The 13296-nt window shown below is 58.2% G+C and carries 13 protein-coding genes; 2 read left to right on the top strand and 11 right to left on the bottom strand.

Translation table 11 applies throughout. From position 1 onward, the window contains the following. Positions 1–69: 69 nt before the first annotated feature. The 5 genes from accD to pdxB all read right to left on the bottom strand — a co-directional run bounded on the left by accD (position 70) and on the right by pdxB (position 4847). The gene (gene accD, locus ELK40_RS16035) at positions 70–975 is read right to left on the bottom strand and encodes an acetyl-CoA carboxylase, carboxyltransferase subunit beta (RefSeq protein WP_111965256.1); all 906 of its coding nucleotides are present in this window, start codon (positions 973–975) and stop codon (positions 70–72) included. A 154-nt stretch (positions 976–1129) separates the two neighbouring features. After that, a complete protein-coding gene (locus tag ELK40_RS16040; protein WP_008502599.1) occupies positions 1130–1789 on the bottom strand; it encodes a DedA family protein in 660 nt (219 codons plus the stop codon). Positions 1790–1817: 28 nt separating this feature from the next. Beyond that, positions 1818–2630, bottom strand: coding sequence for a tRNA pseudouridine(38-40) synthase TruA (truA, locus tag ELK40_RS16045; RefSeq protein WP_111965254.1), 813 nt, complete (start codon positions 2628–2630; stop codon positions 1818–1820). Further along, complete coding sequence (locus tag ELK40_RS16050) at positions 2630–3643, bottom strand: aspartate-semialdehyde dehydrogenase (protein ID WP_024908943.1); 1014 nt, start codon at positions 3641–3643, stop codon at positions 2630–2632. The genes truA and ELK40_RS16050 overlap by 1 nt, the downstream gene beginning before the upstream one ends. Before the next feature lie 67 nt (positions 3644–3710). After that, complete coding sequence (pdxB, locus tag ELK40_RS16055; protein ID WP_127731812.1) at positions 3711–4847, bottom strand: 4-phosphoerythronate dehydrogenase PdxB; 1137 nt, start codon at positions 4845–4847, stop codon at positions 3711–3713. 113 nt (positions 4848–4960) lie between these two features. Between pdxB and flk the strand changes: the two genes are divergently transcribed. Then, positions 4961–5965, top strand: coding sequence for a flagella biosynthesis regulator Flk (gene flk, locus ELK40_RS16060; RefSeq protein WP_127731814.1), 1005 nt, complete (start codon positions 4961–4963; stop codon positions 5963–5965). A 42-nt stretch (positions 5966–6007) separates the two neighbouring features. Here the strand turns inward: flk and ELK40_RS16065 are convergent, their stop codons facing one another. Both ELK40_RS16065 and fabB read right to left on the bottom strand, forming a co-directional pair. Continuing rightward, on the bottom strand, positions 6008–7186 hold the full coding sequence (locus ELK40_RS16065) for an MFS transporter (RefSeq protein ID WP_127731816.1): 1179 nt from the start codon (positions 7184–7186) through the stop codon (positions 6008–6010). A 207-nt stretch (positions 7187–7393) separates the two neighbouring features. Next, positions 7394–8611, bottom strand: a complete 1218-nt coding sequence (fabB, locus tag ELK40_RS16070; RefSeq protein WP_014832795.1) for a beta-ketoacyl-ACP synthase I — start codon at positions 8609–8611, stop codon at positions 7394–7396. A gap of 158 nt (positions 8612–8769) precedes the next feature. On the opposite strand from fabB, the gene mnmC reads away from it, so the two are divergent. Continuing rightward, on the top strand, positions 8770–10767 hold the full coding sequence (mnmC, locus tag ELK40_RS16075) for a bifunctional tRNA (5-methylaminomethyl-2-thiouridine)(34)-methyltransferase MnmD/FAD-dependent 5-carboxymethylaminomethyl-2-thiouridine(34) oxidoreductase MnmC (protein WP_127731818.1): 1998 nt from the start codon (positions 8770–8772) through the stop codon (positions 10765–10767). A gap of 58 nt (positions 10768–10825) precedes the next feature. Here mnmC and ELK40_RS16080 read toward each other — a convergent pair whose 3' ends face one another. From ELK40_RS16080 to mepA, 4 genes are read right to left on the bottom strand one after another with little or no spacing between them, the layout of a single operon-like run. Then, positions 10826–11104 carry a YfcL family protein gene (locus ELK40_RS16080; protein WP_048029667.1) on the bottom strand — a complete coding sequence of 93 codons (279 nt, stop codon included), beginning with the start codon at positions 11102–11104 and terminating at the stop codon, positions 10826–10828. A 13-nt stretch (positions 11105–11117) separates the two neighbouring features. Then, complete coding sequence (locus ELK40_RS16085) at positions 11118–11663, bottom strand: elongation factor P hydroxylase (RefSeq protein ID WP_111965248.1); 546 nt, start codon at positions 11661–11663, stop codon at positions 11118–11120. Then, positions 11663–12472: a sulfite exporter TauE/SafE family protein gene (locus ELK40_RS16090; RefSeq protein ID WP_008502609.1), complete on the bottom strand. Its 810-nt coding sequence runs from the start codon at positions 12470–12472 to the stop codon at positions 11663–11665. Before ELK40_RS16090 ends, ELK40_RS16085 begins: the two co-directional genes overlap by 1 nt. Continuing rightward, positions 12472–13296, bottom strand: a complete 825-nt coding sequence (mepA, locus tag ELK40_RS16095; protein ID WP_115875912.1) for a penicillin-insensitive murein endopeptidase — start codon at positions 13294–13296, stop codon at positions 12472–12474. The genes ELK40_RS16090 and mepA overlap by 1 nt, the downstream gene beginning before the upstream one ends.

The raw sequence follows: 13296 nt of genomic DNA on the forward strand, positions 1-13296 counted from the left end.
ATGCCCGGTTGTCATTAACAGATTAGAAAGCAAAAGGGCAGCGCCAACCGGCCCTGCCCTTTTCAGTTATCAGGCCTCGGGTTCCTGATCCGGTACCACCACGCCTTCGCGCGGCTCATCCGGGTTTGGCGCTGGCAGATTCATCAGCTTCGCCAGGATGCTCGCCAGCTTCAGGCGCATTTCCGGACGGCGGACGATCATATCGATGGCGCCTTTCTCGATGAGGAACTCACTGCGCTGGAAGCCCGGCGGCAGTTTTTCACGAACGGTCTGCTCGATAACGCGAGGACCCGCAAAGCCGATCAGCGCTTTTGGCTCAGCGACGTTCAGGTCGCCCAGCATCGCGAAGCTCGCGGAGACGCCGCCCATGGTTGGGTCGGTCAGCACGGAGATGTACGGCAGACCGCGCTCCTGCATCTTCGCCAGCGCTGCAGAGGTTTTAGCCATCTGCATCAGGGACATCAGCGCTTCCTGCATACGTGCTCCGCCGGAGGCAGAGAAACAGATCAGCGGACAGTTGTCTTCCAGCGCCTGCTCAACGGCACGCACGAAGCGCGCACCGACCACGGAGCCCATTGAGCCGCCCATAAAGGAGAACTCAAACGCAGCGGCAACAACCGGCATCCCATGCAGGGTGCCTTTCATGACGACCAGCGCGTCTTTCTCGCCGGTCTCTTTCTGTGCGGAGGCCAGACGATCTTTATATTTCTTGGAATCGCGGAACTTCAGCACGTCTTTTGGCTCAAGCTCGCTGCCCAGTTCTACCAGAGAACCTTCGTCCAGCAGGCTATGCAGGCGGTTGCGCGCCGACATACGCATATGGTGGTCACACTTCGGACACACCTCAAGGTTGCGTTCCAGCTCTGCGCGATACAGAACCTGACCGCAGCTATCACACTTCGTCCATACCCCTTCAGGAATGCTCGCTTTGCGCGTTGGGGTAATGTTGCTTTTAATTCGTTCAATCCAGCTCATTGATAACCTTTCTGCCTGAACCTGGTCGTATGCCAGTTTTGCTATAAGAGGCGAATAATGCCATTTTTGCCTCCAACAGACCATGAATGTTGCACATTAAAACATAACAGCCCGAAACTTTGGATAAAAAAGTGGTCGAACCGCCAGCGTGCATTTACTTCGCTTGTTTTGCCGCCGCACGTTTGTGACGAATAATTTCGATAACGCCGGGCAGTACGGAAAGCACAATAATCGCTACAATCAGTAACTTAAGGTTTTCCTGGACAACCGGAAGATCGCCAAACAGGTAACCCGCATAGGTAAACAGCAGTACCCACAGCAGCGCCCCCACGACGTTATACATGGCAAAATGACGATAGGACATATGTCCCATTCCCGCCACAAACGGTGCAAATGTGCGCACAATAGGCACAAAACGCGCAAGGATAATGGTTTTACCGCCATGGCGTTCATAAAACGCATGGGTTTTATCTAAATAACTGCGACGGAAAATTTTCGAATCCGGATTGCTGAAAAGCCGCTCACCGAATACGCGACCAATCGTATAGTTGACCGCATCACCGACAATGGCGGCAATTACCATCAGCACAACCATAAGATGCACGTTCAGGTCATTGGTGGGTAACGCCGATAACGCCCCGGCAACGAACAGCAGTGAATCCCCTGGCAGGAATGGGGTAACGACCAGACCGGTTTCACAAAACAGAATGAGGAACAGAATGGCGTAAACCCAGACGCCGTACTGCGCGACCAGCTCCGCCAGGTGAACATCAATATGCAAAATGAAATCAATCAGAAAACGTATTACGTCCATATTGTCTAAGCCCTTATTGCACCTTTGTTTAGTCCGCTAAAAACAGCGGGCCCATTGGCGGTTTCGGCAGGTCAAATCGTTCCGGATAGTCTACTGAGACCAGATACAATCCTTCCGCTTTCGCCGTGGCTGCCGCAAGCGTTCTGTCCTTCGCTGCCAGCAGGTCTGCAATCCAGCTCTCCGGCTGGTGTCCGGCACCTACTTCCATCAGGCTGCCCACAATATTCCGAACCATATGATGTACAAAGGCATTGGCTTTGATATCCACCACCACATACGCGCCAAAACGGCTGACGTTGATGTGCATAACGTTGCGCCACGGCGTACGGGATTGACACTGCACCGCACGAAACGACGTAAAGTCATTTTCACCAATCAGACACTGCGCCGCGCGATGCATACGTTCTGCGTCGAGCGGTTCATAAAAATGCGTCACGCCCTGGCTTAACACAGCCGGACGCAGGCGCTGGTTGTAGATGACGTAGCGGTAACGGCGCGCCGTGGCGCTGAAGCGCGCGTGAAAATCATCCGGCACAGCTTTCACCCAGCGCACCGCAATGTCACCAGGTAAATTCGCATTTACGCCCAGCGTCCAGGCGGCATCCTTACGCACGGCGGTGGTTTCAAAGTGAACCACCTGCCCCGTGCCGTGAACGCCGGCATCCGTACGGCCTGCGCACAGGACGTTAATCGGCTCGTTTGCCACCTGAGAGAGCGCTTTCTCCAGCTTCTCCTGAACGCTGCGAACCTCATTCTGACGCTGCCAGCCATAATATTTACTGCCGTCGTATTCAATACCGAGGGCAATTTTATGAACCGGCGTTTGTTCCACGTCTGACATCAGTACAGGTACTCCTGCACCAGTTTTTCAGCGATCTTGACCGCCATCAGCGCGCCGCCGAAACGAACGTTGTCGGCAACGGACCAGAACTGGACCTGCTCCGGCATACCGTAGTCGTTACGCACGCAGCCAACGGAAAGATGCGCGCTACCGGTAGCATCGCCCACCTGGGTCGGGAACTCGCTCTCTTCAGAGAGGACGATGTCTTCCCCGCGGCCAAACGCATCGCGCGCCTCTTCTGCCGCCAGCGGACGCAGCGCTTCAAAGCCGACCATCTGGGCATGACCGTAGAAGACCGGGGACTGCACGACGTTTGCGGAGATCATCAGGCCATCGTCCTGCAGAATTTTACGCACCTCATCGACGATACGGCGCTCTTCGCGCACGGAGCCCTCGCGATCCGGCAATAACGGCAGCATGTTGAACGCCAGCTGGCGGCCAAAGAAATCATCTTCATCAATTGGAATGCCGTTCAGCAGCTTCGCGCTCTGCCCGGCCAGCGCGTCAACGGCCTTTTTGCCGTTTGCGGACGCCGACAGCAGGCTGGTGACGGTAATGCGCGACAGGCCGCCATCGTCGATCAGCGGTTTCAGTGCAGTCAGCAGCTGGCTGGTCAGGCTGTTGGGGACCGCAATAACGTTACGGTTGCGGTAGTCAGCCAGCACAAACGGGTTCACGTCCGGCACCACCAGCGGCACATCCGGCTCCATGGAGAACAGGCCGCTCAGATCGATGACCAGGCAGCCTGCGTTGGTCGCCTCTTCAACGTACGCCGCAGTGGCTTCAGCGCCCGCGGCGAAAAACGCCAGCTGCGCCTGCGTCCAGTCGAACGCCGCCGCATCCTGAACCATGACGGATTTACTGTTAAAACGCAGATGCTCACCCGCGCTGTCGGTACGCGCCAGCGCATAGATGTCGCCCACCGGGAACTGACGCTCAGCAAGCGTTTCGAGCAGGGCTTCGCCCACGGCACCCGTGGCACCTAAAATGGCAATGTTCCAGCCTTCAGACATGGTGGTTTACTCCAGAAATAAAAAAGCGTCCCTGTCGGAGTATCCGACAGGGAGCATTAAGAAGACATTAATGCGCCGGGTGATGAACGGCGCTAAACCCCAGCTTGTGCAGCAGCGTCGCCGCCGGGGCGTCGTCGCACATCACATACAGGGAAGACCACTCGCGGCGCTCAACGTAGTTCTTGCGCAGCTTATCAAACTCGCCCGGGATCCCCGCCACTTTACGCAGCAGCGCATCATCGCGGCGCACATCATACACCAAATGCACCAGCCTTTTCAGCGTTGCCTGATCGAGCGGGCCGTGGAGAGTAATGCGGCCAAATTCAGGCGCGGGGAGTAAGGTATCCAGCGCCACCTGCTGCGGATGACCGATAAAGGCGCTGTAGGCCTCGAAGACCTGCGTCGTGCCGCGGGCTTTCCCTTCGAGGGTATAACCGGCGATATGCGCGGTGCCCACGTCCACCTTGTTAAGCAGCTCAACGTTGAGGTCCGGCTCCGGCTCCCAGACGTCCAGCACCACGCTGAGGTCTTGTCCTTCGTTCAGACACGTCAGCAGCGCGGCGTTGTCTACCACAGGACCACGACAGGCATTTATCAGAATAGTGCCAGCCTTCAGACGGCGAATGAGCGCCTCATCGGCAAGATGCAGCGACTTATACGGACCCTCTTTAAACAGCGGCGTGTGGAACGTCAGCACGTCACACTGTTCAACCAGCTCGTCCAGCGAGCGGAAATCCCCGTCCTCGCCGTTGTCTTTGCGCGGCGGATCGCACAGCAGCGTGCGGATCCCTAACGCTTCAAGGCGCTTTTGCAGGCGCCCGCCGACGTTACCCACGCCGACAATCCCCACGGTGCGGTCTTTCAGCGCAAAACCGTCGCGCTCGGCCAGCATTAGCAGCGAGGAGAAAACGTATTCCACGACGGCAATCGCGTTACAGCCCGGCGCGGCGGAGAAACCGATTCCGGCCTGCTTCAGCCATTTATCATCCACATGATCGGTCCCTGCCGTTGCGGTCCCAACGAACTTAATCGCCTTACCGGCGAGCAACGCCTCATTTACTTTGGTCACCGAGCGCACCATCAGGGCGTCGGCATCGTCCAGTTCGTTGACCGGGATCGGGCGACCAGGAACAGCCTTAACGTTACCCAGGCGGCTAAACAGCTCACGGGCGTAAGGCATATTTTCATCAACGAGGATTTTCACGTCTGAGTACCTGTTTGAGAGGAAGAAAACCTGCCAAGTGTGCCATAATCTGGCCGCCAGGCATATACGTCTGCCAGGTTTACGCTGAGTTTTGACTTTAAGGATTTTTGACGATGCAGCCCATTTCAGGTACGCCGCCACGCCCTCCGGGTGAAGGCCCGGTCACGCCAAACGTTGCCGGTGAACAACCGCTATCCACGCAACAGCGCACCGTGCTGGAGCGACTGATCACGCGCCTGATTGCGCTGACTTCGCAGCAAAACGCGGAAGTCTGGGCCGGGGTGAAGCATGATTTAGGCGTGAGGAACGACGCACCGCTGCAGTCGCGCCATTTCCCGGCGGCCGAACAAAATCTGAACCAGCGTATTACGACCGCGCAGCAGAACCACACCACGCGCCAGATTGTTTCTCAGCTGACGGAGCTGCTGGGCCAGGGAAATAATCGCCAGGCGGTGAGTGATTTTATTCGCCAGCAGTATGGTCAGACCGCGCTGGGCCAGCTGACGCCCGACCAGCTCAAAACCGTGCTGACCCTGCTGCAGAATAACGAGCTGTCTATTCCGCAGCCACAGGTGCGCCCGGCGACCGAGCGTCCTCTGCTGCCCGCCGAGCACAATACGCTCAAGCAGATGGTGACGAAGCTGGCAGCGGCCACCGGTGAACCAACGAAGCTTATCTGGCAATCCATGCTGGAGCTGTCCGGCGTGAAGGCGGGTGAGTTAATCCCGGCCAAACAGTTTACCCATCTGGTGACCTGGCTTCAGGCGCGCCAGACGCTCAGCACCCAGAGCGCCCCTACCCTGCATACCGTCCAGGCCGCGCTGAAACAGCCGCTTGAGCCGAACGAGTTCGAGGTGATTCGGGAATACGCCCAGCAAAACTGGCAAGCCACGCCGCAGACGGTACTGACCACCGCGCAGGTGCAGGATCTGCTCAACCAGATCTTCGTTCGCCGCGCAGAGCGTGAAGGCGGCGTGCCGGAGGTAAGAAACATTCAGCCGATCTACAGCCCGCTGTTTGCGCCGGTCGTGGAAACCTTCAGAACGCTCTCCGCGCGTCCGGGGTTGATGTTTATTGCGCTACTGATTGCACTGGCGATTTTCTGGCTGGTTGTCTGAGGTTTGGCCCGGTGGCGCTGCGCTTACCGGGCCTACAACGGCTCAAGTCCTGCGAAACGCCACCAGCGTCACCACAATCCCAACCACCGCGGAAACCGCACCTGCCAGGAAGACGGACGGATAGCCAAACGAGGTGGCTAACACCCCGGCCAGCGGTCCGGTTACCCCGTATGAGATATCCTGAAACGCCGCATAGCCGCCCATCGCCGTACCGCGCACCTGCGGGGCCACGCGCTTCACCACTTCAACACCCAGCGCCGGAAAGATCAGTGAACAGCCGCAGCCGGTCAGCGCCGCACCAAGCAACGCAACGGAAGCCACGGGAGCATTCCACAGCAGCAGCAGACCGATGGTCTCAATCACCAGCGACGCCACCGCCACCTTCACGCCGCCAAAGCGATCCGGCATCCAGCCGAAGAAGACGCGCATTAGCACAAACGCGCCGCCAAAAGCGGTGAGCGTAAAACCGGCCATCGCCCAGCCACGGCTCATAAAATAGAGCGAAACGAACGTCCCAATCACCGCAAAACCCACGCCCTGCAGCGCCAGGCCAAGACCCGGCTGCCAGATTTGGCCTACCACGCTCCACAGGGAAGGTCGCTCGCCTTTGTGCGCGGGCACCTTACGCACCGAGCCGTTAAACGCCCACGCCAGCAGAGGTAAAACCATGGTGGTTGCGGCCAATGCCGCAAATCCAAACTGGCTATTGATAAGCAGCCCAAGCGGCGCACCGGCAGCCAGCGCGCCATAGATGGCCATACCGTTCCAGGACATCACCTTACCGGAACGAGCAGGCCCCACCAGCCCCATTCCCCAGGTCAGGGTGCCGGTCAGCAGCTGGCTTTCACCGAAGCCAAGAATTAAACGGCCCAGTACAAGCAGCGCAAATTTATACGCGGCATCGACCGGCAGTAGAGCCGCCAGCAGCCAGGCGCCGCCCGCCAGCCCGCAGGCAAACATGCCCTGCAGCGCCGAGCGCTTGGCACCGTGCTGATCCGCCAGACGTCCGGCGTAACCGCGGGTTAATACCGTGGCTAAAAACTGAATGCCCACGGCAATGCCGACCATGGTGTTGCCATAGCCCAGTTCCTGATGAACGAAAAGCGGGATCACCGGCAGCGGCAGGCCAACGGTCATATAGGTCAGGAATACCGCAAAGGCGATACGGAACAGCGAGACGTTCGCTGAAGGGGTTGTTTCTGTTTGAGTTACTGCAGTCATGCTTTACTCCGAAATGAAGAGTAAGGCGGGAAAATGCCACGCCCCCTCTACCTGATTATCAGGATTAAGGTGCGTTGGTTGACGTTAAACGCTTACGCATTATCGTGAGGATAATGTTGAGGGGTGAAGTTTGCCTGTGAGATCAGCCGCTTGTCAATGCATAAAAAAGGGAGCCTTATGGCTCCCTTTCAGAATCAAACTTAAAGCTTATGCTTTCAGCTTACGCATAACCAGCGTGGCGTTGGTACCACCGAAGCCGAAGCTGTTTGACATTACGGTAGTCAGCGTCGCTTCCGTTGGTTTGGTCACGATGTTCAGGCCGGCAGCCTGCTCGTCCATCTCTTCAATGTTGATGCTTGGCGCGATAAAGCCGTTTTCCAGCATCAGCAAAGAGTAGATCGCTTCCTGCACGCCAGCCGCACCCAGAGAGTGACCGGTCATGGCTTTAGTCGCGGAGATCGCCGGGCTGTTGTCGCCGAAGACTTCACGGATCGCACCCAGCTCTTTCACGTCGCCTACAGGAGTAGAGGTACCGTGGGAGTTCAGGTAGTCGATTGGGGTGTCAACGCCGTGCATCGCCATCTTCATGCAGCGCACCGCGCCTTCGCCGGATGGCGCAACCATGTCGGCACCGTCAGACGTCGCACCGTAGCCAACGATTTCAGCGTAGATGTGCGCGCCACGTGCCAGGGCGTGCTCCAGTTCTTCAACCACAACCATACCGCCGCCGCCCGCGATAACGAAACCGTCACGGTGCGCATCGTAGGTACGAGAGGCTTTGTCCGGGGTTTCATTGTACTTGGTGGACAATGCGCCCATCGCGTCGAATTCACAGGCCATTTCCCAGCCCAGCTCTTCACCGCCGCCAGCAAATACGATGTCCTGTTTACCCAGTTGGATCTGCTCAACAGCATTACCAATGCAGTGCGCGGAAGTCGCACACGCGGAGCTGATGGAGTAGTTCACACCGTGGATTTTGAACGGGGTCGCCAGGCACGCGGAAACCGCAGAACCCATGGCTTTAGTTACCACGTACGGACCTACCGCTTTCAGACCACGCGGGCTACGCATTGCGTCAGCACCGAATACCTGCGCTTTAGATGAGCCGCCGGAACCGGCAATCAGACCCACGCGCGGGTTGTTCTGATAAACCTCTTCGCTCAGGCCGGAATCTTTGATCGCTTCCTGCATGGAGAGATAAGCATAAATAGAGGCATCGTTCATGAAACGAACCACTTTGCGGTCGATCAAACCGGTGGTGTCCAGTTTGACGTTACCCCATACGTGGCTACGCATACCTGAATCTTTAAACTCTTCAGAGAAAGTGATCCCGGAGCGTCCTTCACGCAGAGATGCCAGGACTTCCTGCTGGTTATTACCGATGCTGGAAACAATGCCCAGGCCAGTAATCACTGCACGTTTCATTCAATACCTCTGTAAGTCGCACTATAGTAAGTTTCGAGTCGCACAATAGCGTACACTTGTACGCCGAACAAGTCCGATCAGACATTTTCTGCGGAAATTTGCACCGATGGACTCACATCGTTAAGATCGTGCCACTGCCTGTCAGACGAGTAACTTACGTGAAACAAAACGCTATACAACCCGCCAACCTCGAATTCAACGCTGAGGGTACACCTGTTTCCCGAGATTTTGATGACGTCTATTTTTCTAATGATAACGGACTCGAAGAAACTCGCTATGTTTTCCTCGACGGAAACCAGCTCAGCACCCGCTTCCCGGCGCACCCGCGGAGCCTGTTTGTGGTCGCGGAAAGTGGATTCGGCACCGGGCTGAATTTTTTAACCCTCTGGCAGGCGTTTAACCAGTTCCACGCTGCTCACCCCGAGGCTACGCTACAAAGATTACATTTCATCAGTTTCGAAAAATTCCCGCTCACCGCGCACGATCTGCGGCTTGCCCACCAGCACTGGCCGGAGCTTGCGCCCTGGGCAGAACAGCTTCAGGCGCAGTGGCCGGCCCACATCGGCGGCTGTCACCGTCTGATTCTGGACGGTGGACGCGTCACGCTGGACTTATGGCTCGGCGACATCAACGACCTGACCGACAGGCTCGATGATTCGATGAATCAGAAGGTCGACGCGTGGTTCCTGGACGGTTTTGCCCCTGCCAAAAACCCGGACATGTGGAGCCAGCATCTGTTTAACGCGATGGCGCGGCTGGCGCGCCCTGGGGCTACCCTTGCCACCTTCACCTCGGCGGGCTTTGTCCGCCGTGGGCTGCAGGAGGCGGGCTTTACCATGCAGAAGACCAAAGGCTTTGGCCGCAAGCGCGACATGCTGGTTGGCAGGATGGAGCAGACGCTGGACATCCCCGCTCAGACGCCCTGGTTTGCGCGCCGCGCCAGCGCATCGCGCGACGTAGCAATCGTTGGCGGCGGGATCGCCAGCGCCCTGCTCTCGCTCGCCCTTCTCCAGCGCGGCTGGCAGGTCACGCTCTACTGTGCTGACGACGCGCCCGCCAGCGGCGCGTCCGGCAACCGTCAGGGGGCGCTCTATCCGCTTTTAAGCGCGCACGACCCGGCTCTGTTCCAGTTTTTCCCGGCAGCGTTTACCTTCGCTCGTCGCCTTTATGACGCGCTTCCGTTGGCCTTCGACCATGACTGGTGCGGCGTCACGCAGCTCGGCTGGGATGAGAAGAGCCAGCAGAAGATCGCGCAGATGCTGTCTCTGGGCCTGCCCGAAGAGATTGCCCGCGCGGTAAGTGCGCAAGAGGTGGAAGACACCGCTGGCGTGGAAACCGGGTGTGGGGGCATTCAGTATCCGCTCGGCGGCTGGCTGTGCCCGGCTGAACTGACCGCGGCGGTCATTACCCTGGCGCAGTCGCGCGGGCTGACTGTGCAGTATGCCTACAAGGTTGAATCGCTGAGCCGGACAGAATGCTGGGATCTGCGTTTTGCTAATGGCAAAGAGGCACGCCATGCCAGCGTTGTGCTGGCAAACGGACATCACATCAGCCAGTTTGCCCAGACGGAGTCGTTGCCGGTTTATCCTGTTGGCGGCCAGGTAAGCCATATTCCCACCGCGCCTGAGCTCGGCAAACTGCGCCAGGTGCTGTGCTATGACGGCTATCTGACGCCGCAAAATCCGTCTAACGGCCATCACTGCATCGGGGCCAGCTATCATCGTGGCGAAACGGATATGCGCTACAGCGAAGTGGATCAGGCGCAGAACCGCCAGCGTCTGATTGACTGCTTCCCGGATGCGGCGTGGGCGAAAGAAGTCGACGTCAGCGCCGGAGACGCGCGCTGCGGCGTGCGCTGCGCCACCCGCGATCATCTGCCGATGGCGGGCAATGTGCCGGACTATCAGGCAACGCTTGAGGTTTATCAGGACCTTGCTAATAACCGGGATAAAGCGGTGAGCGCTCCGGTTTATCCGGAACTGTATATACTCGGCGGGCTGGGTTCTCGCGGGCTGTGTTCTGCGCCGCTGCTGGCCGAAGTCTTAGCCGCGCAAATGAGCGGAGAGCCGATTCCGCTGGACAGAATTACGCTTGCGGGCCTGAATCCGAATCGATTGTGGGTGCGGAAACTGCTGAAGGGGAAGAAGATTAAATAGGGTGCGTTCCGGGGCCCTCACCCCGCCCCTCTCCCACTGGGAGAGGGTGGTGAAACACTTACTTCGCTTTTGCCTGCTGGAACAGGTTGTCCCACATGCCCAGCACCAGAGACTGGTCGCGCGGAGAGAGTTCCCCGGCCTGAATGGCTTTCTCCAGACTGCGGGTCACTTCTTCGTGAACGGCGTCGGCAGAGTGATCGTCCCCCGCTTCAAGCTCGGCTACCGCGAGCGTCAGGTGACCACGCAGATAACCGCTGGCGAACAGCTCATCATCGCTGGCGTGTTCCACCATGTCATCAATTAACGCCAGAATGCGTGATTCAAATTCTGCGATCATCTTCTTTCCTCTGTTAAAGATCTTCCGGCCAAGGGAAGCATTCCGCCGCGATCGCCGGCGTGTGGTAATAATTCTGTAAGGCCTCGATCAGGCGCGCCGGACGTTCCGGGATGCCTTTCTCAAGATATTCCATCACCTGCGCATGCACGCGGCGCTGGAAGACGATACGGTCTGGCTCGAAGTCGCCTTCGAGGTTATCGCAGCTGACGTTGAACGGGAAACCCGCCGCGACGCAGAACAGCCATTCCAGCGCCTGCGGTTTGACTTCAACATCTTCAAACTGCCCCTGCGTCGCGGCGTCACGTCCGTCCGGGCAGTACCAGTAACCAAAGTCTACCAGCTCGCGCCGCGCTTTTCCGGCGATGCACCAGTGCGAAATCTCGTGCAAGCCGCTGGCGTAAAAGCCGTGGGCAAAGACGATGCGGTTATACGGAACCTCGTCATCTGCAGGAAGATAGATCGGTTCGTCGTCGCCTTTAATCAGACGGGTATTAAAATCGTCAGCAAAACAGCCGTCGAAAATCTCAATCAGCTGTTCGTATTTATGCGTACTGTTCATTAGTGCATCCCCAACCAGGTGAGGATCTCCTGTCCATGGCTGTCATAAAGTAGTTTGGCGCTCATCACGGCCGAGACGATGACGATCATCGGGCGAATCAGTTTTTGCCCTTTGCTTAATACCAGGCGCGAGCCCGCGCGCGCGCCCAGGAACTGCCCTGCCATCATCACAAACCCGGTTGCCCAGATAACCTTGCCGCCAATGATAAACAGCAGCAGGCCGCCGACGTTCGAGGTGGCGTTGAGCACTTTGGCATGGGCGGTCGACTTGGCGAGGTTAAACCCGGCCAGCGTCACGAACGCCAGCGCGTAAAACGAGCCTGCCCCCGGGCCGAAGAAACCGTCGTAAAAACCGACGCAGCCCCCGGCAATCAGGGCAAACGGCAGGCCGTGCAGACGACGCTGGCGGTCTTCCTCGCCGAGTTTTGGCATCAGCAGGAAGTAGAGACCGATGCAGATAACCAGCACCGGCAGGATCTGGCGCAAAATATCCGACTGCACGTGCTGCACCAGCAGCGCGCCCGACGTTGAGCCGATAAAGGTCATCAGGATATTGAGCTTCTGATCGGCCAGGCTCACCACCTTGCGGCGAATAAAATAGAGCGACGCCGAGAGCGAGCCGCCGCAGGCCTGCAGCTTATTGGTGGCAAGCGCCTGCGCCGGGCTCATGCCCGCCGCCAGCAGCGCAGGTACGGTTAATAACCCGCCGCCGCCCGCAAGGGCATCAATGAAACCTGCCAGCATGGCCACGAAGAACAGCACCACCAGCAGCAGCGGTGACACCATAAACAGATCGACGAAATTATCCATTAAAGTACATGCTCATCCAGTAGCGCCTGGCAGGAAGGCGGCAGCGGAGGCGGTGTCTTCTTCTCAGGCTTAGAGGTTCCAGGTTTTGCCGGTTCAAACCAGCTTTGCAGTTCCGCACCGCAGCCATCGCCCGGCGGAGGTAGCGGCTGATCTTCACATTCCAGGCTATTCGCCGGGCAGCGCAGACGAACGTGCATGTGCGCTCGATGCTGGAACCACGGCCGCACTTTGCGCAGCCAGTCACGATCGGTTCCGGCATCCAGGCAGAGCTGCTGCTTGATGGCAGGGTTAACGAAAATCCGCGTGACGTCGTTATCTTCTGCCGCCAGCTTGATCATGCTGGAGACCTCTCGCGTCCACAGGGACGGCACAACGCGCTTGCCGTCGCTCGCCACCAGATCCAGCGCCTGCGGTTTCAGCAGTTGGGCGGCGGTCCAGCGGGCTTTCGGCAGCTGCAGGAAGATATCCACATCCAGTCCGGTCTGGTGACTGGCGTGTCCACCGTTAAAACGACCGCCGGCAGGCATCCCCATATCGCCGATCAGCATCGTGCCCAGCCCCAGGTTATGAACCTGGTTTCCCAGTCGCTGAATGAACAGCACCAGATCCGGGTGGCCGAAGTAACGACGCTGGTCGGTACGCATCACCTGATAGGTCTCCGATTGCAGCGGAAGTTCCTGCGCGCCCACGATACAGCCGTTGGAAAAAGCGCCGATCGACTGCGCGCTCCCCGCCACCGGATGGGTGATTTTTTGCCACGGTGTGGCGGCCAGACTGGCTCCACTGGCAAGCAGCGCCAGCAAAGCAATTGCGGTTTTTTTCAT

Source organism: Enterobacter sp. N18-03635, from assembly GCF_004006055.1.
Lineage (GTDB): Bacteria > Pseudomonadota > Gammaproteobacteria > Enterobacterales > Enterobacteriaceae > Enterobacter > Enterobacter vonholyi.